Origin of the sequence: Corallococcus macrosporus DSM 14697 (assembly GCF_002305895.1) — a bacterium.
Lineage (GTDB): Bacteria > Myxococcota > Myxococcia > Myxococcales > Myxococcaceae > Myxococcus > Myxococcus macrosporus.
Map to the genome: position 1 here is coordinate 5,391,723 of NZ_CP022203.1, position 17,872 is coordinate 5,409,594.

17 protein-coding genes are annotated in these 17,872 nt (G+C 70.8%); 4 read left to right on the top strand and 13 right to left on the bottom strand.

The genetic code is table 11. The annotated features are described in order from the left end of the window. Nucleotides 1-59: 59 nt before the first annotated feature. From kce to kamD, 5 genes are read right to left on the bottom strand one after another with little or no spacing between them, the layout of a single operon-like run. The gene (kce, locus tag MYMAC_RS21705) at nt 60-887 is read right to left on the bottom strand and encodes a 3-keto-5-aminohexanoate cleavage enzyme (protein ID WP_095959468.1); all 828 of its coding nucleotides are present in this window, start codon (nt 885-887) and stop codon (nt 60-62) included. Continuing rightward, nucleotides 884-1,282: a 3-aminobutyryl-CoA ammonia lyase gene (gene kal, locus MYMAC_RS21710; protein ID WP_013940979.1), complete on the bottom strand. Its 399-nt coding sequence runs from the start codon at nt 1,280-1,282 to the stop codon at nt 884-886. The genes kce and kal overlap by 4 nt, the downstream gene beginning before the upstream one ends. Further along, nucleotides 1,279-2,064 (bottom strand): lysine 5,6-aminomutase subunit beta, encoded by a 786-nt coding sequence (kamE, locus tag MYMAC_RS21715; RefSeq protein WP_013940980.1) that lies wholly within the window; start codon nt 2,062-2,064, stop codon nt 1,279-1,281. The genes kal and kamE overlap by 4 nt, the downstream gene beginning before the upstream one ends. 4 nt (nt 2,065-2,068) lie before the next feature. After that, nucleotides 2,069-2,548, bottom strand: coding sequence for a hypothetical protein (locus tag MYMAC_RS21720; RefSeq protein ID WP_095959469.1), 480 nt, complete (start codon nt 2,546-2,548; stop codon nt 2,069-2,071). Next, nucleotides 2,545-4,095, bottom strand: coding sequence for a lysine 5,6-aminomutase subunit alpha (gene kamD / locus MYMAC_RS21725; protein WP_095959470.1), 1,551 nt, complete (start codon nt 4,093-4,095; stop codon nt 2,545-2,547). The genes MYMAC_RS21720 and kamD overlap by 4 nt, the downstream gene beginning before the upstream one ends. 263 nt (nt 4,096-4,358) lie before the next feature. Between kamD and MYMAC_RS21730 the strand changes: the two genes are divergently transcribed. Together MYMAC_RS21730 and MYMAC_RS21735 are read left to right on the top strand one after the other, a co-directional pair. After that, entirely contained in the window at nt 4,359-5,894 is a 1,536-nt protein-coding gene (locus MYMAC_RS21730; RefSeq protein ID WP_095959471.1) for a catalase, read from the top strand. 177 nt (nt 5,895-6,071) lie between these two features. After that, nucleotides 6,072-6,689, top strand: a complete 618-nt coding sequence (locus tag MYMAC_RS21735; RefSeq protein ID WP_095959472.1) for an ankyrin repeat domain-containing protein — start codon at nt 6,072-6,074, stop codon at nt 6,687-6,689. Nucleotides 6,690-6,848: 159 nt separating this feature from the next. On the opposite strand, the gene kdd is transcribed toward MYMAC_RS21735, so the two are convergent. The 3 genes from kdd to MYMAC_RS37405 all read right to left on the bottom strand — a co-directional run bounded on the left by kdd (nt 6,849) and on the right by MYMAC_RS37405 (nt 10,086). Next, nucleotides 6,849-7,880 (bottom strand): L-erythro-3,5-diaminohexanoate dehydrogenase, encoded by a 1,032-nt coding sequence (gene kdd, locus MYMAC_RS21740; protein WP_095959473.1) that lies wholly within the window; start codon nt 7,878-7,880, stop codon nt 6,849-6,851. Between the two features lie 174 nt (nt 7,881-8,054). Further along, complete coding sequence (locus tag MYMAC_RS21745) at nt 8,055-9,062, bottom strand: alpha/beta hydrolase (RefSeq protein ID WP_013940986.1); 1,008 nt, start codon at nt 9,060-9,062, stop codon at nt 8,055-8,057. Between the two features lie 28 nt (nt 9,063-9,090). Further along, on the bottom strand, nt 9,091-10,086 hold the full coding sequence (locus tag MYMAC_RS37405; RefSeq protein ID WP_204816879.1) for a uracil-DNA glycosylase: 996 nt from the start codon (nt 10,084-10,086) through the stop codon (nt 9,091-9,093). A 170-nt stretch (nt 10,087-10,256) separates the two neighbouring features. Between MYMAC_RS37405 and MYMAC_RS21755 the strand changes: the two genes are divergently transcribed. After that, a complete protein-coding gene (locus MYMAC_RS21755; protein WP_095959474.1) occupies nt 10,257-10,688 on the top strand; it encodes a PaaI family thioesterase in 432 nt (143 codons plus the stop codon). Here MYMAC_RS21755 and coaBC read toward each other — a convergent pair. The 5 genes from coaBC to MYMAC_RS21780 form a co-directional block, all read right to left on the bottom strand. Next, nucleotides 10,685-11,905 (bottom strand): bifunctional phosphopantothenoylcysteine decarboxylase/phosphopantothenate--cysteine ligase CoaBC, encoded by a 1,221-nt coding sequence (gene coaBC, locus MYMAC_RS21760; protein WP_095959475.1) that lies wholly within the window; start codon nt 11,903-11,905, stop codon nt 10,685-10,687. The genes MYMAC_RS21755 and coaBC overlap by 4 nt on opposite strands. 51 nt (nt 11,906-11,956) lie before the next feature. Next, a complete protein-coding gene (locus MYMAC_RS21765; protein WP_095959476.1) occupies nt 11,957-14,926 on the bottom strand; it encodes a carboxypeptidase regulatory-like domain-containing protein in 2,970 nt (989 codons plus the stop codon). A gap of 77 nt (nt 14,927-15,003) precedes the next feature. After that, nucleotides 15,004-16,287, bottom strand: a complete 1,284-nt coding sequence (locus tag MYMAC_RS21770; protein WP_095959477.1) for a Stp1/IreP family PP2C-type Ser/Thr phosphatase — start codon at nt 16,285-16,287, stop codon at nt 15,004-15,006. A gap of 61 nt (nt 16,288-16,348) precedes the next feature. Beyond that, on the bottom strand, nt 16,349-16,861 hold the full coding sequence (locus tag MYMAC_RS21775) for an FHA domain-containing protein (protein ID WP_095959478.1): 513 nt from the start codon (nt 16,859-16,861) through the stop codon (nt 16,349-16,351). A 47-nt stretch (nt 16,862-16,908) separates the two neighbouring features. Next, the gene (locus MYMAC_RS21780) at nt 16,909-17,514 is read right to left on the bottom strand and encodes a hypothetical protein (protein WP_095959479.1); all 606 of its coding nucleotides are present in this window, start codon (nt 17,512-17,514) and stop codon (nt 16,909-16,911) included. A 145-nt stretch (nt 17,515-17,659) separates the two neighbouring features. On the opposite strand from MYMAC_RS21780, the gene MYMAC_RS21785 reads away from it, so the two are divergent. After that, nucleotides 17,660-17,863, top strand: coding sequence for a hypothetical protein (locus tag MYMAC_RS21785; RefSeq protein WP_013940994.1), 204 nt, complete (start codon nt 17,660-17,662; stop codon nt 17,861-17,863). The last annotated feature ends 9 nt before the right edge of the window (nt 17,864-17,872 follow it).

The following is a 17,872-nucleotide window of genomic DNA, read 5'->3' on the forward strand; positions in this document are numbered from 1 at the left end:
GGTGACGGGCGCCGCCCGACAGGCTTCGGGCGGCGGCCGTTTGAAAGCGCTCCGGGCGGCTACGACAACCGCAGCAGCTTGCGGGCCTGCTCCGGGGTGGCCAGCTCGCGGCCGTGCGCCCGCGCGCGCTTCGCCGCCTCGGCGACGAGCTCCCAGTTGCCCTTCGCGAGCACGCCCTTGGACACGTAGATGTTGTCCTCCAGTCCCACGCGCGCGTTGCCGCCCCGCTTCGCCGCCTCGTCCACGTAGGCAAGCTGGTGCCGCCCCACGCCCGCCACCGTCCAGGTGGAGCCTTCGGGCAGCGAGGCGATCATGAAGTCCAGCACCTCCGGGCGCGGCTGCAAGGTGCCCGGCACCCCGAGCACGAAGTCGAAGTGCGCCGGCAGGTCCACCAGCCCCTCCTTCGCCAGGTAGCGGGCCTCGTCAATCATGCCCACGTCGAAGCACTCCAACTCCGGCCGCAGGCCGGCGGCGCGGATGCGCTTGGCGATGTCCCGCACCAGCGGCCGGGGATTCCAGAAGACCTCCTCGCCGAAGTTCACCGTGCCCGTCGTCAAGGTGGCCATGTCCGGCCGGTCCTCGCCGGTGAGCGTCAGCGGCCCACAGCGCTGGTCCACCGTCATGCCCACCGCGCCGCCCGTGGACGTCTGGATGAGCACGTCCGTGCGCTCGCGGATGGCGCGGATGGCCGCGCGGAACAGCTCCGCGTCCTGCGACGGCTTGCCGTCCGCCGTGCGCACGTGCAGGTGCACCATCGCCGCGCCCGCCTCACGGCAGCGCACGGCGTCCTCGGCGATCTCCTCCGCGGTGATGGGCAGGTGTGGCGTCTGCTCGCGCGTCGTCTCCGCGCCCACCATGGCCGCGGTGATGACCATGGGCGTGCTCATGTCCGCCCCCGCTGCTTGTCCTTGGGCACCACGCAGGTCCCCGAGGCCCGGCACACCACCACCGCCTCCGGCAGGACGTCCGCCGCCGAGTCATTCACGTCCGGCCGCGGCTTGATGACCTTGCGCGCCTCGAAGCGCATCTTCCGCGACGTGGTGCCCTCGCTGACGATTTCGCCTTCGGCCTCGATGAAGTCGCCCGCGTACACCGGGGCCAGGAACTCCACCGCGTCATAGGCGCGGAACAGGCCCTCGTCGCCGTCGCTGCGGATGCACAGCTCCGTGGCCACGTCGCCGAAGAGGCCCAGCATGCGCGCGCCGTCCACCAGGTTGCCGCCGTAGTGCGCGTCGTGGCTGCTCATGCGCAGCCGGATGACCGCCTTGATTCCCGTGCTCACTGGGGCTCCCCCTGGTAGTGCGCGTCCTTCGGCTCCTTGCCTTCCTTCTTGAGGAGCGCGTGGACGATGTAGTTGGCCACGTCGGACGGCTTGGTGCCGGGCCCGAAGCCGGCGTCGAAGCCCAGCTCCAGCGCCAGCTTGTGGTCCACGCGCGGCCCGCCCAGCAGCAGCTGGACCTTCCCGTGGATGCCGGCGGCCTTCGCCGCTTCGATGAAGTGCCGCGAGTTGTCCTTGTGCACGTCGCGCTGGGTGACGACCTGGCTGACCAGGATGGCGTCCGCGTTGCGCGCCATGGCCTTCTTGATGAGGTCCTCGTTCGGCACCTGGCTGCCCAGGTTGAAGGCCTCGAACCAGGCGTAGCGCTCCAGGCCGTAGTCGCCCGCGTAGCCCTTCATGTTCAGGATGGCGTCAATGCCCACCGTGTGCGTGTCCGTGCCCGTGCAGGCGCCGAACACCACGATGCGCCGCTTCACCTTCTCCTTGATGAAGGCGTTGAGGTCGTCGAAGGACATCTTCTTCACGACGACTTCGGGCACGTCGATTTCGGCGTAGTCCAGCGACACGGAGGACCGGGCGTAGACGATGAAGAAGGTATAGGCGTCCGCGGCGCGCTCGGCGGCGGCCACCTTCACGTCGGTGAAGCCCATCTTCTTCGTGAAGACGGCGGCGGCCTCCTTGGCCTTCTCGGACAACGGCACCGGCAGGGTGAACGAAAGCTGCACCACGCCGTCGTCCCGCCGGTCACCGTAGGGACGGATGATCTGCTTGCTCGGCTTCACCATCGGCTCACTTCCCTCCGGTCCGCTGAATCTTGACGCTGGCGCCCACCTTCTGGGCCAGCGGCGCGAACCGCTCCTTCTTCTTCTGCTCCAGATAGAAGATGACGGACCACGTCGTCTTCCCGTCGCAGCCCACATACGTCACGGAGTCCACCGCGCCACTGCCGTCCGGCGCCACGTCCGTCTCCTGACGCTTCGCCGCCGGGTGGGCGCCCACCTTCAGACGCTCCCAGCCCTTGCCGCCAATGGCCGCGACAATCTTGTCCACGCACGTCTGCGCCTTCATGCCCGCCGTCTGCACGGCGCCCACGTCCACCAGGAAGTAGGCGTCCCCGCTGGGGGCCATGAACTTCTGGGTGCCCTCCTGCTCCGTGCGGTTCCACGAAGCGGGCACGTGGATGGACACGTTCTTCACCTGGACCTGCGCCAGCGCGTCCGCGGAGCCACCCGCGGAGAGAACCATGGCAAGGATTGGACCCAGCATCACTGCGCCTCCAGGAGTTCCAGGAACGGGTTGAAATAGTCCGGCGCCTTCTCCAGCACGCCGTCGAGGCCCTTGCCGCCGGTCTCCTCGCGCTTCACGTCGCCGAAGTGTCCACGGCCGATGGCGGTCACCATGCCCTCGTCACGGCACTCCTGCAGGAGCTGCTCCGCCCGGGCGAAGACCTCGCGCGCGCGGTTGGCGATCTTCCCGTCCTCGCGGACGGTGAACTCCTCGTCGATGCCCCGCGCCGCGCGGTGGATGTAGGCCGCGGACTTGAGCGCTACGTAGCGGTCCGCCAGCAGCGGCGTGTGCATGGCCTCGGTCATCATGCCCAGGAGCTGGATGCCCTGCCGCGTCCACATGGCCACCAGGTTCGACATCACGTCGTACGCGTGGCTGAAGAAGATGTCCGTCTCCTTGTGCTTGGTGGGCGGCATGTACTTCAGCGGCGCGTCCGGGAAGCAGCGGCGCACCAGCATGGCCTGGGACAGCTCCAGCAGCAGCGTGTCCTCGCGGTACGGGTCGATTTCGTACGCGTGGCCGATGCCGAGCTGCCAGTCCTTGAGGCCCGCGCGCTTGGCGAAGCACTCGTTGATGAACTGGCTGGCGATGACGGTGTGGGCCGCGTCGTACGCGTCCGCGGTGGTGATGTAGTTGTCCTCGCCGGTGTTGATGATGATGCCGGCCAGGGCGCAGATGCGGCGGCTGAAGTACTGGTCGATGAACGTGCGCCGCATGTTGATGTCACGGAAGAGGATTCCGTACATCGCGTCGTTGAGCAGCATGTCCAGCTTCTCGTAGGCCGCGCAGAAGGCGATCTCCGACATGCAGAGGCCGGACGAGTAGTTGGTGAGCTGGATGTAGCGCTTGAGCTTGCGGCTCTCGTCGTCCAGGGCCTCGCGCATGATGCGGAAGTTCTCCTGGGTGGCGTAGGTGCCGCCGTAGCCCTCCGTCGTCGCGCCGTGGGGCACGTAGTCCAGCAGCGACTGCGCGGTGGACCGGATGACGGCGATGACGTCCGCGCCCGCCTGGGCCGCCGCGCGCGCCTGGTCCACGTCGTCGTAGATGTTGCCCGTGGCCACGATGACGTACTTGTGCGGCGCGGGGGGCATGGGGAACTGCTTCTGCAGCGCCTCCCGCTGGGCGATGCGGGCCTTCAGGTCATCCATCGCGGCGCGGGCCTCGGCGCGCACCTCCTCGCGAAGGTTGTGCTCCTGCTCGGGGGACAGCGGGGCCAGCTTCTCGGTGGGGAGCGCCGTCAGCCGCTCCACGGCCTCCAGCGGGCTCTTCGCCCCCAGTTGCAGCGCCCGGCCGTACCAGTAGGCGGCCCCCTTGTTGAGGACGCCGGCGGCCTTCAGCTTGTCGACCATCAGGTTGGCGAGCGGCACGCCCCGCGCGCCGGCGCCAGAGAGGCCGAAGAAGCGCAACACGGTGCGCTCGGTCGATACGGTGGTGTTACGGCGGATGAGGTCGAAGATCGGGTTGACGATTTCGTCCGCCAGCTTGCGCGCATGCTCAATCCGCGCGTCTTCAATGAACGGGCCTGGCATGGACGCACCTTACCCGCCCGAACGACAGCCGGAAGCGCCGATACGTCCCTGTGTGATGTTGCCGCACCGCATTATCGGTTCCCCACGGACGGCACCGAAAGGCCGGTGATGGCGCGCACCGAAAGGGCGGTACAGCCACCGACCTTTCGGTGGCGACTCCTCAACAGAGCGCATAACTTACTGAAATTGTTTGGAACCGCATGACGGCACGGGGCGTGCTCAAGACGGGGACTGCCTTACCCCCTTGAGACAAGGAGAAGCCCTTGCAAACCCGCTCCCTGCTTTTGACGGCCATTCTCTTTGGCGGACCGGCCGCCGTCGCCGCGACGCCCCCGCCCCTCACGACGGACACCGGCTCCCCCGTGGGGACCAACCAGAGCTCCAAGACGGCGGGCCCCCGTGGCGGCATCCTCCTGGAGGACTTCCACCTCATCGAAAAGCTGGCCCGCTTTGACCGGGAGCGGATTCCGGAGCGCGTGGTCCACGCGCGCGGCGTCGGCGCCTACGGCACCTTCGTCAGCTACGGCGACTTCTCCAAGCTGACGCGCGCGTCCCTCTTCTCCGCCAAGGGCAAGAAGACGCCGATGTTCGTGCGCTTCTCCACGGTCATCCATCCGTCCGGCTCGCCGGAGACGCTGAGAGATCCGCGCGGCTTCGCGCTCAAGTTCTACACGGACGAGGGCAACTGGGACCTGGTGGGCAACAACCTGCCCGTCTTCTTCATCCGTGACGCCATCAAGTTCCCGGACATGGTGCACTCACTGAAGCCGTCGCCCATCACGAACAAGCAGGAGCCGCACCGCTTCTTCGACTTCTTCTCGCACCAGCCCGAGTCCACGCACATGCTCACGCAGGTGTACTCGGACCTCGGCATCCCGGCGAACCACCGCCAGATGAACGGGCACGGCGTGCACGCCTTCAAGTTCGTCAACGCGAAGGGCGAGTACAAGTACGTGAAGTTCAACTGGGCCTCGCAGCAGGGCGTGAAGAGCCTCACCGCCGAGGACGCCGCGCGCGTGGTCGCCCAGGACCACCAGCACGCCACCACGGACCTCTACGCCTCCATTGGCGCGGGCAAACTCCCCTCGTGGGAGCTGAGCGCGCAGGTGCTGGACCCGAAGGACCTGGACGCCTTCAGCTTCGATCCGCTCGACGCCACGAAGATCTGGCCCGAGGCGCAGGTGCCCTCCATCAAGCTGGGCAAGTTCACCCTCAACAAGCTGCCGGACAACTTCTTCGAGGAGACCGAGCAGGCCGCCTTCTCGCCTGGAGTCCAGCCGCCGGGCATCGAGCCCTCCGAGGACCGGCTCCTGCAGGGCCGCCTCTTCGCCTACGCGGACACCCAGCGCTACCGCATTGGCGCCAACTACCAGTCGCTGCCCGTCAACAAGGCGCGCGCGGCGGTGAACAACAACAGCCAGGCGGGCAGCATGAACTCCGCCAACACGAAGTCGGACGTGAACTACGAGCCCAGCGTCACCCGTGAGACGCAGGACGCGCCGCGGTACCTCTTCTCCAACGCGCCCCTCAGCGGCACCACGCAGCAGCGCGGCATCGAGAAGACGGACAACTTCGCGCAGGCCGGCGCCTTCTACGTCGCGCTCGACGCGGGCGGGAAGGACCGCCTCATCAAGAACCTGGCCGCGGACCTGAACCAGGTGCGTGACGCCAAGGTGAAGGCGCGCATGGTGGGCCACTTCTACATGGCCAACGCTGAATACGGCACCCGCCTGGCCAGGGCCGTCAACGTGAAGGTGGACGACGCCAAGGCCGCCGTGGCCCCGCTCGCCGCCCGCTGATTCGTTCCACACCGGGCCCTGGCACGGCTGTCTCCGCCAGGGCCCGTCCTTCCCGCCACTCCCCCTGGGAGAAGGCCGGGGTGTGGTGGCGCCCGGCGACAGTCCCCCCTCTCGCCGCCCGCCCGCATCCCGGCCTTCCCTCAGCGGGAGCAGGCCCCCTCTCTTCTGGAGTCCGTCATGATTCGCAAACTGCTGCTGGGAACGTTGGGCCTCTTGATGCTGGGCGCCGGGGTGTTGACGGCCGCGTGGATGTCCCTGCGCGCCACGCCCGCCCCACAGGGGCGCCTGCTGGCCACGAGCGAGGCGGAGCGCTACCTGCTGGCCGCCGCGCGCGCCGGGGAGACGGACCTCGTCGCCGGGCTCGTCCAGGCGGGCACGCCCGTGGAGGCGCGGGATGCCCGCGGCTTCTCGCCGCTCATCCTCGCCGCGTACCACGGGCATACGGACACGGTGCGCACCCTGCTGGCCGCGGGCGCGGACGCCTGCGCCGGCGACAACAACGGCAACACCGCGCTCATGGGCGCGGCCTTCAAGGGCTACGCGGACATCGTCGGGCTCCTCAACCAGCAGCCCTGCGCGGTGGACCAGAGCAACCGCTTCGGCCAGACGGCGCTGATGTTCGCGTCCCTCTTTGGCCGCGAGGAGGTGGTGGAGCAGCTCCGGCGGCAGGGCGCCTCCCCCGACGTGCGCGATGGCAGCGGCCGCACCGCGCAGGACTGGGCGCGCACCCAGGAGCCCAACACGCCCGTTCCGCAGGCGCCCGCCGCGACGGAGACGTCCGCATCGGCGCGGTGAGGGCACAGCGGCGACGGAGCGCCTCAAGAGCATCGACGCCCCAGTCCAGCGCCCAGGTTCCACGGAACAGCACGAGGGGTGGCCCCAAGTGCCGACCGGGCCGGTTGGCCGCGAAGCCGAAGCCCAGGCGGCCCCCCTCGATGCGGGCCCCGGCGCCCGCTACACGTACCGCGTGCCGAAGAGCTGGAGCAGCGCGGGCTCGGTGCGCAGCAGGTCCAGCGTCAGCGCGGCGTGGCCGGGCACGTAGCCGTTGCCCACCACCATGGTGACGTCCTTGCCCACGCCCTCGGCGCCCAGCGCGGCCGCCGTGAAGCTGGTGGCCATGGAGAAGAAGATGGCCGTGCCGCCGTCCTTCACCGACAGGATGGTGGCCATCTCCGTGTTGCCCACGCTGGCGCAGTTGACCACCAGGTCGCAAAGCTGCCCATCCGTGGCCTTGCTCACCGCCTCCATGACGTCCACGCCCTGCGTGGCGTCCACCTTCAGCGCCACGTCACACAGGCCAATGCCGGACAGCAGGTCCAGCGCGCCCTGGGACACGTCGAGCGCCAGCAGCTTGCCCCGGCTCTCCAGGTTGCGGCGCGCCTGCGCCAGACACAGCGCCCCGCTCTTCCCCGCGCCCAGCACCGCCACCGTCATGCCCGGCCGCACGTGCCGGGCCACCAGCGCGGGGGCGCCGCACACGTCCAGCGCCGCGAGCGCCAGCGTGTCCGGCATGTCCGTGGGCAGCTTCGCGTAGATGCCGCTGGCGAACAGCAGCGCATGCCCGCGGATGTCCACGCGGTCGATGTCCACGTGCACCGCCTTGACCTCCTCGATGACCAGGGGCGTCAGCGTCAGGCTCACCAGCGTGGCGATGCGGTCGCCCACCTTGAGCAGCTCGCGCGCGGGGTGCTTCGCGCCCAGCTCCTTCACGCGGCCAATCAACATGCCGCCCGAGCCCGTCACGGGGTTCTGCATCTTCCCCCGCTCGCGGACGATTTCCTGGATGCGCTCGCCAAGACGCTTCGAGTCGCCGCCCACCTCACCCTTGATCTGCTTGAAGGACGCGGCGTCGATGTTGAGGCTCTCCACGTCGATGAGCAGCTCGGACTCGCGGCACGGCAGCGCGGGGTCCAACTGCTTCGCGCGCTGGGGCAGCACGCCCTTCTCGCCAACGACGCGGGACAGTCCGTAGAGGTCGATGCTCATGTTCCCGTCTCCCTGAAGGTTGCCGGGCGCCCCGCCGCACCACGGCGAGGCGCACCCAGGGAGGCGTCTACCCGCTCGGGCGGGGAAAAGGCCAGCGCCACGTCACGCGCGGTGGGCCGGGGCGTCCCCCAGCGGGCATCGCGTCCACCGCGCGGCGGGCCCTGGCCTCGTGCGTCAGTCCTGCGCCAGGTTCGGCACCAGCACGGACAGCGAGCGCGCGAAGCGGTACGACACGCCGGAGTGGCCGTCCTCGAACTCCTCGTGGACGCGCTCCACGCCCGCCTTCTCGAACTCCTCCGCGAGCATCCGCGTGCCCCAGCGGATGTTGAACTCGTCACGCGTCCCGCAGTCCAGGTACACCGTCTTCAGCTTCCGGAACGCGTCCATGAACTTGGGCACGAAGCGCACCGGGTCGTGAACCAGCCACCGGTTCCACACGTCCAGCCGCAGCCGGCCCGTGTTCGCGTCGAAGGGCAGCTCCACGCCGAGCGGCTCGCCCTTCTTGGGCGAATACGCGGCGGCCATCGCCAGGACGTTCACCACCGGGAAGTCGTCACCGCGCATCTTCGTCTCGCGCACGCGGGTCTGGAACTCGGCGTGCCACGCCTCCACGCCACCGGCCTTGAGCAGCGCCGCCGCGGCCTTCGGGAGGTCCGGCAGGTAGCAGTATTCGAAGTAGGCGTCCGCGGCGTGCGCGCCAATGTGCCCGAACAGGTCCGCGTGGTAGCGCCCCATCACCAGCGCGCCATATCCGCCGGAGCTGTGCCCCACCACCGCGCGCGAGGCCGCCTTCGGCAGGGTGCGGAAGGTGCGGTCCACATAGCCCACCACGTCCTTGGTCAGGTAGTCGCGGTAGCGGCCAATGGCGTCGCTGTTCACCCACTGGCTGCCGCCCAGCGACGTCCAGGCGTCCGGGAAGACGCCGATGACGGGCGGAATGGCGCCGGACTCGATGAGCGCGTCCAGCCGCGCCGGCACGGTGGGCGCGAAGCCCGAGGCGTTCGTCCACGAGCCACCGCTGTTGCCGAAGGCGTGCAGGAAGTAGACGACGGGATAGCGCCGGTCGCTCGCGCCATGGCCCGGCGGCAGGTACACGGTGAGCTTGCGGCGAGCCGGGTCCCCCAGCGGGTTCGACTCCAGCGCGGGCGACAGCAGCTCACTCGACTCCAGCAATCCATTCATCCGTGCATTCCCTTCATCGGGCCCGCGGCTACGCGCGCGAACCGGGTTGCTTCCCCAGCACCTTCATCACCGCCTGGAGGTCCTCCCAGGCCTTGCGCTTCTCCGCCGGGCTGCGCAGGAGGTACGCCGGATGGAAGGTGGGCATGAGCTGGATGCCCTCATAGGTGCGCCAGTTGCCGCGCAGGCGGGTGATGGGCGTGCCGTCCCGCAGCAGCGTCTGCGCCGCGAACTTGCCCAGGGCCACCACCACCTTCGGCTGGATGGCCGCGAGCTGCGCGCGCAGGAAGGGCTCGCAGGCGGCGATCTCCTCCGGCTCCGGGTTGCGGTTGCCCGGCGGCCGGCACTTCACGACGTTGCAGATGTAGACGTCGTCGCGGCGGTAGCCCATGGCGCCAATCATCTTCGTCAGCAGCTCACCCGCCGCGCCGACGAAGGGCACGCCTTGCAGGTCCTCGTGCTCCCCCGGGCCCTCGCCCACGAACACCAGCTCCGCGCGGGGGTTGCCCGAACCGAACACGAGGTTCTTGCGCGTCGAGCACAGCTTGCAGCGCTGGCAGTCGCCCAGCTCCCGGCGAACCTCGTCCAGCGTGGGCCGCCCGCCGGACAAGGCCCCGGGCAGCGCTCCCGAGGGACGGGACGCGGCCGGGGGCGTGTCCGCCCGCATCGTCGCGCCCGGAGCGTGCTGCGCCCGTCCGTCCGCGGTGACAGGCGCCATGGGGCTCAGCGGCCGCGCGGGCAGGTTGGACTGGGGTGGCGTCGTCCGGGGCAGCGGTGCCTCGGGACGCGCGACAGGCGCCGCGGGGCCCGCGGGCGGCGGCGCCGCGGCGGGAGGCGCTTCCGCCCCCCCGTGGGCCCTGGCGAAGCGCGCGCGCAAGGAAGGCGCCGAGCGCTGGAGCTCGAGCGCCGCCTTGGCGTCAATCATCAGCACCCGGCCAGCGGCCTCCTCCTGCCAGAGGAGGTGGCGGCGCACATCGTCCAGCAGGGCGCTCAGGTCCTGCGAGGCCTCGGGTGTGTCATCAATCACGGTCCTGGATCGGTAGCGGACGTGGCGCCCGGGCGCAAGGAAGCGGACGCCCAGGATGGCTGTTCGCCTCCCGCCAGAGCGGGTCCAGGCTCGCGCCCGGCGTCCTCCCCCGCCCCGCGCGCTATGGTGCGCCCCGAAAAGCCGGCGTCATGCCGCGAGGAGTCCCCGCCATGGAGCACCAGAACCCGGATTACCGCCAGGACACGGAGGACCTGTTCACGTCGGCCGCCTTCGTCATGGACCTGGGCATCCAGCCCGTGGACATCCGCCCGGGCGAGGTGGAGGCGCGGCTGGTGGTGCAGCCCCGTCACCTCCAGCAGGACGGCGTCATCCACGCGGGTGTCCAGGCGACGCTGGCGGACCACACCGCGGGCGCGGCGGCCTTCAGCGTCGTCCGCAAGGGCCAGCGTGTGTTGTCCACCAGCTTCACCGTCCACCTGCTCCAGACGGCGTCTGGCGAGGAGCTGCGGTGCAGGGCCCGGGTGCTGCGGGCCGGCCGCCGGCTCATCGTCACCGAGTCGGAGGTCCACGCCGTGTCGGGCGGCGCGCCCCGCCTCGTGTCGAAGACCACCGTCACGCTCGCGGTGATGGAGCCTCGCTAGGAGGCCGTCACCAGCAGCAGCTCGAGGAGGGCCCGCGCCACCTCGTGCTTGCTGCCCTGGAGCTCATGCCGAGCCCCCGCGCGCGTGAGCACCGTCACCCGGTTGGTGTCCGTGCCAAAGCCCGCGCCAGGGGCCGTCACGTCATTGGCGACAATCGCGTCCAGCCCCTTGCGCTCCAGCTTGTCGCGCGCGTGCTCCACCACGCGCTCCGTCTCCGCCGCGAAGCCCACCAGCACCGGCCGCTTCGGCTGCCCCGCCACCTGGCGGGAGGCCTCGGCGAGCACGTCCGGCGTGCGCACGAGCGTCAGCGCCTCCGGCGCCGCCGACGTCCCCTTCTTCACCTTCTGCGCCGCGCGCGTCTCCGGGCGCCAGTCGCTGACGGCCGCCGTGGCGATGAACGCATCCACGGCGCCCACCCGCGCGAGCACCTCGCGCGCCATGTCGTCCGCGCTCACCACGTCCACGACGTCCAGCCCGTCCCGCGCCACGGCGCCCACGGGCCCCAGCACCACCGTCACCTGGGCGCCCAGGCTCCGGGCCGCGTGCGCGAGCGCCAGGCCCATCTTCCCCGTGGACGGATTGGAGATGAACCGCACCGGGTCCAGGAACTCGCGCGTGGGGCCCGCCGTCAGCAGCACCCGCTTCCCCGCCAGCGGCCCCCCACCGAAGCGCGCCGCGACGGCCTGGACGATGGCCGGCACGTCCGCCAGCCGCCCCTCGCCCACGTCGCCACAGGCCAGCAGCCCCGCCCCGGGCCCCACGCGCGAGAAGCGCGGCCAGGCCAGCAGGGCCGACAGGTTCTCCTGCGTCAGCGGATTGTCCCACATGGCCACGTTCATCGCGGGCGCCAGCACCACCGGCCCGCGGAAGGCGAGCAGGGACGTCGTCACGGCGTCGTTCCCCATGCCCGCGCGGATGCGCGCCAGCAGGTCCGCGGTGGCCGGGGCCACGACGAAGGCCTCGGCCCAGCGCGCCAGGTCCAGGTGGCCGAAGTTCCCCTCCTGGGCGGGGTCGAAATAGTCGGTGAGCACGGGGTGCCCGCTGAGCGCCTGGAAGGTCAGCGGGGTGACGAACTGGCGCGCGGCCTGCGTCATGGCCACTCGCACCTCCGCGCCCGCGCGGGACAGCTCACGCACCAGCTCACAGGCCTTGTACGCCGCGATGCCGCCACCCACACCAACGACCACACGGCGGCCTTTCAGTGTCGTCAGGTCCATGCGGCTTCCTAATGCGCTGGGAGGCGGGCTCGCAACCGTGGCGGCGGGCCCTCAGCGGCCCATCACCACTTCGCTGCTGGAGGGGACGTCCACCACGCGAACCTCCGGCCCGCCCGGCGTCTCCACGTGGAAGTTGCCCCACACCAGCGTGTACCGCCCTGGCGTGAGGCCCGTCAGGCGGACCTGCTCCGAGCGGGGCTGGTAGACGAGCTGCGCCCACCGCGAGCGCATCAGGGCCAGGGCGGGCGGGTTTCCCACCGCGCCCAGCTCTCCCGCGACGACCCAGAGCGCCCGTCCCCGCTCGGGCTTCACCAGGACGGTCAGCGACGAAGAGCCCGGCCCGGGCCCCAGGTCCAACGTCATCTCCGAGCCGCCCACCTGCACCACCAGCGCCGGCTCGCCGGAGAACTCCCGGTTCGCCCCCAGCGAGAAGCGGTAGTTGCCCGGGGACACCTCCACGCTGTAGCCCCCATCCGGCCCGGTGACGATGGTGAGCGGCTCGCTGCGGTCCGCGTTGACGGCCTCGACCTCGAAGCCCGCGGCGGGGCGCCCGTCCTGCCGGTACACCTTGCCGCTCAGCCGCGTGGCCTGACGCAGCTTGAGCTCCACCGGACCGCGCGCGCCCCGCTCCAGGGACTGGGAGGCGCTCAGCCGCCCCTTGCGCGCGGACAGCGTGTAGCGCGTCACGTAGGGCGGGCTGGCCACCGTGAAGGCGCCATCCGGCCCGGAGAGGACGGAGTCGTCACAGACGTCACACGACACCACGGCGTCGGGCACCGGCCCGCCGCCCTCGTCAACCACCCGGCCGGAGACGCTGGGCAGCTTCTCCAGCACCAGGTCTCCCAGGTCCGGCTTCGCCGGCCGGTCCACCATCAACGGCTCGTACCCCGTCGCGTCCACCGACGCGATGACGCGGTCTCCCGCCGTGGGCAGCGGCAGCTCGAAGCGGCCATCGGGGGCATTCACGTCGTGCTCGTCCACCCGGAAGCGCCGCACGGGCTCGCCGTCATCGCCCATGACGCGCCCGCGATAGACGTCGCGCTTCTTGAGCACCACGCGCACCGGCGGGCCCCCCGCCTTGCCCTCCGCGCGCTCCACCTGGTCATACCCCGGGTGCCGCGCCTCCAGCCGGTAGCCCCGGTCCGGACGCAGCGCGCGGAACTCGAAGCGGCCGCTCGCGTCGGACTGCACGGGCTCCGCGCCGCGCGGCACCACCACCAGCGTGGCGCCCGCCACCGGCGCGTTCTGTCCGTCCACCACCTCGCCGCTCAGCGGCGCGCCGGGCCGCAGCGCCGCCTCCAGCTTCAGCGTCTGCCCATCCGTGAGCGTCACCTCCCGGCGCTCCGACGGCAGGTAGTCCGGGTGGGACGCCATCATCGAATACGTCCCCTCCGGCATCCCGCGCATGGGCACCATGCCATCCGAGCCAGACGGCCGGTCACTCCGGAAGATGCCCTGCTGCTCCACCCAGAGCACCACGTCCGCCCCCTCCACGCGCCGGCCCTCCGCGGACACCGTCACCTCCACCGAGGCCCGGGGCTCCAGCGCCAGTTGCACGTCGGTGGCCGGCGCCGTCACCTTCAGTTGACCGCCGCCCCACTCCGAGTGGTGCGCGTGCAGCTCATACAGCCCCGGCGTGGGCACCTGCGCCACGAAGCGCCCCTCCGCGTCCGCCAGCGTCGTCGCGCCGGTGGGCTGCACCAGCACGGACACGCCCGGCGCGGGCCGGCCATACACGTCCAGCACCTGCCCGCTGATGACCGTGGCGCGCACCATCACCAGTTCGAGCGCCGACTCACCAGGCGTCACCCGCGCGGGCAACTGCGCATCCCGGAAGCCCTGGGCCTGGCCCGTCAGGACGTAGTTCCCCACCGCGAGGGGCCCGAGCACGACGAGCGCGCCGGTGCCACCGCGCTCCTGGCGCACCAGCTCCCCCGTCGGAAGGCGGAGGACCAGCTCCGGCTCCGGCACGGGCTGACCCTCCTCGTCCACCACGGTGACGAGCAGGCTCCCCGCCGGCTCCAGCGCCAGCGTCACCTGCGTCACCCGCGCGTCCAGCGTCACCGTGCGCGGCACGGACGCCAGGCCCCGGGCCTCCGCCGTCACCACGACCTCGTCTGGATACAAGCCGGTGAAGCGGATGGGCGCGCCATCCGTGCGCGAATCCCGCGACAGGTGGTCCGCGCGCAGCCGCACCAGCGCCGCCGCTGGCGCCCCCTCCCGGGTGACGCGGACCTCCAGCGTGCGCGCGGGCGTGAGCCGCAGGCGCACGGGCTGCGGCCCCGCCTCCACCTGGGGCTCCACCATGGGCAGGTAGCCCTCGGCCGTGGCCAGCACGTAGAAGGGCCCTTCGCCCAGGCCCGTCAGGGTGAAGGTGCCGTCCGCGCCGCTCGTGGCCTCGAAGGGCAGCGGCGCCCGACGCGACATCCCGTGCACCCGAGCCCCCGCCAACGGCCGCCCGGCTTCGTCCACCACCTGCCCCACCAGGGTGCGCAGCGGCGGCAGGTAGAGGTCCACCGGCTCTCCCGGCGCGGCGCGCTCACGCAGCGCGATGCCCAACCCTGGCGCGCGCGCCCACACGGAGAAGGACACGCCGGCCAGGTGCTCGAAGCGGAAGCGCCCTTCCGCGTCCGTGTGGGTGGAGGCCCTCGGCGACAGGAAGCCCTGCTGCTGCTCGAAGAAGGCCAGCGTGTGCAGCGCCGTCTCACGCGCCGGGCAGGACAGCAGCGGCTGGCCGCACGCGTCGCAATGGACCCCCAGCAGCGTCTGCTCGGCGCTGGCGGACAGGAACACCTCCGCGCCCGCCACGGGCCGGCCCGAAGCGTCCAGGACCCGCCCCGTGAGGGTCAGCCCCTCGCCCGGGGAGGAGGCCACGTCCACGGCGGCGAACTCCGGCAGCGCCCTGCCCCGCGGCGCGTGCGGGGCGGGCGTGTCGGGGCCTGTCTTCGCGCCCGGCCACAGCCACGCCACCCCCGCCGCCAGCAGGGCCGCCATCACGCCTATGACAATCCAGTTGCGCATGCGCACACGGCGCGGACCTTAGCCCGGGACCGGGCGCGGAACGGCCGATTCCCCCTGGAAATTCCGGGCGCTGGCGTCTACTCCTCGGCGAACGGGGCGATCGCCTGGGCCACGGCCAGCTCCTGCCGGGCCTCGCTGAGCTCCGAGTTGGTGGCGCGGAGCCGGTCGCTGAGCACCTGGACGAAGCTCCAGAGCATCTTCACCGCGAGGATGGACTCTCGCTTCATCAGCCCCATCAGGTCCGGCCGCGAGATGACCATGGTGCGCGTGGGCTCCGTGGCCCGCACCGTCGCCGAGCGCGGCGCGTTGTCGATGAGCCCCATCTCCCCGAAGTGCCCGCCCGCGCGCAGCTCGGCGATCTCCACGCCGTTCTTCTCGATGGCCACCCGGCCCCGGATGACGACGAAGAGCTCCTCGCCCGGCTGCCCCTCCACCACGATTTCACGGCCCGCCGGATACGTGCGGGTGGTGGCGATGGACAGCACCGCCGTCTGCTCCTTGTACGTGAGGTGGCGGAAGAGCGGAATCTTGCGCAGCGCCTCCATGCGCGACTGCGCCTCGCTCGACTCCTCGCTGACGGTGGCGCCTTCGCCCGCGACCTTCACCACCACGGCGGTGATGTTGTCCTTGCCGCCGCGCTCGTTGGCCACGTCGATGAAGCGCTTGGGCAGGTCCGCCGGCGCGATGCCGGAGATCAGCGGGAGGACCTCCTCGTCCTCCACGTAGCCGTGCAGGCCGTCCGAGCAGAGGATGAACATGTCGCCCGGCACCAGGTCCACGATGAGCGTGTCGACCTGGACGGACTCCTGGATGCCCACCGCGCGGGTGATGACGTTGCGGTACTGCGAGTTGGCGGCCTGGTCCTTGGTGATGGTGCCGGCCTTGAGCTGCGCGGCGACCAGCGTGTGGTCCTCCGTCAGCCGGTGGCACTGGCCGTGCCGCACCAGGTAGACGCGGCTGTCACCGACGTGGCCGATGACGCCCTTGTTGCCGCCCACCGCCAGGCACACGAACGTCGTGCCCATGCCGCGCTTGGTCGCGTCCGACATCGCCGTCCGGTAGATGTCCGCGCACGCGCGCTGGACGGCCACCTCCACGAGCGCCGCCGCCGCGGAGCGGCTGTCCGGCGTCGGGTTGTTGCCCAGGTCCTTCAGCAGGTGCCGGTTGGCGGAGATGTGCTGCTTGACGACCTCCGTGGCGCGGTTGCTCGCGACCTCGCCGGCCGCGTGGCCGCCCATGCCGTCAGCCACCACGTAGAGGCCGAGCGCCGAATCCACCAGCATCGCGTCTTCGTTGTGCTGCCGCTTGCGGCCGACGTCGGTCAGTCCAAAAGCTTCTGTGGTCAAGGCCACCGCGAACACTCCCGTGTGTGACAGAGGGCGACTTCGCACGTTACGCAGGCCCACGAAGACGTGGCAAGGCTCAGGGAGCCATCCTCACGGCCAGCATCCGCACAAAACCGCTGGCCGTGTAGAAACCGACCTCCACCTGGCCAAAGCGCAACCGGGCCCCATCCGCCACCGGGACGGCCCGCCGGGGCACCAGCCGGACGCCCCCGGCCCAGGAGCCATTCCTCGAACCCGCGTCCGTCAGCAGGAAGCCCGCATGGCCTTCCTCCCGGCTGAACCAGGCGTGGAAGCGGGACACGCTGCCGTCATCCAGCACCACGTCGTTGTTGCCCGTCCGCCCCACGGTGATGCCCCGCCCGAAGGCGTTGGTCCGTGACTTCACGACGGGAAACACCACCGGGCCGCTGGCGCCCAGCGTGGGCGACCCCGCGTTCGTCACCGTCTTCAGACGGTACTCCTCCGCGTCCCCACCGCCAGCCTCCTCCGTCGCCGGAGTGAAGACGAGCAACGCGGGAGGCAGGTTCCGCTCGAAGACGTCTCGGTTGCGGAGGTATCGCGACACATGGGCGCTGAGCGGCTCGGGCATACGCAGGGTGCGAACAGGGTGCTCTCCATTCGCACTCTACGCAAAGCCTACCGCCAATCCATGAACAACCCGATCATCGGGCCACTCACGAAGAAGCGGCCGAGGCTGCGGCGCTTGTAGCCAAAGGGCTCGCCATACCCCACAGCGAGCCCGGCGGCGACGGCGCCGAACTGGTAGCCCAGGTGCACGCGGCCCTCGATGACGCCCGCCACGCGCCGGTCCGGCTCCAGTCCCTCGTTGAAGTTGGCGCCGTAGAAGACGGGGCCGCCCGTCACCTGGAAGGCCCAGTGGAACCCGCCGGGCAGGTGGTTGCGGTAGCCCACGCCCACCTGCGGGCTGTGCTGGTAGAAGGACCGCACCGCGTTCTGCGGCTTGCCGCTCTCCGGGTCCGGGAACGCGAGCCCCCACGACACGCTGCCCTCCAGCAGCAGCGCGAAGGCGTCCTTGCGGTCCTGGTAGAAGGTGAACTGCCACTGAACCTTCGTCTGGGAGGAGAGCACGCCATCCTGCAGGCTGGCGCCGAGGAACACGCCACGCGGCGCCCAGGCGGGCGTCGGAGAGCGGTGCTCCGGCGGCCGCCGCGACTCCTGCGCGCCAGCGGAGGAAGCCAGACCCAGGACAACAACCAGGAAGACGGGGAGCGAGCGGTGCATGGGCCCCACTTCCCGCCATGGCGCGGCACGCTTGTCAACGGACTGTTCGTTTGATTATGACACGCCTTGTTACCTTCGGATGGGCATGGGCCAGGGCAGTCCGCCTGGAACCGCTCGCCGCGGGGCACAAGGAGCGGGACACCGCATGCCAGTCGTGACAGTCCGGGCCGGAAACAAACAGCGCCCGGGGAAGTTCGACGTACTCGTCCGCAAGGCCACGGAGAAGGCCTCCGACCTGCTGGAGGAGAGTGACCGGGTGCTCGTCGTCTACGAGAAGGGCTGCGCCAGCCTCTACTACGAGCGCGAAGAGGATGCACTCCCGGCGCCCGCGCTGGGCCGCCCCTCCTGAGGACCGGCT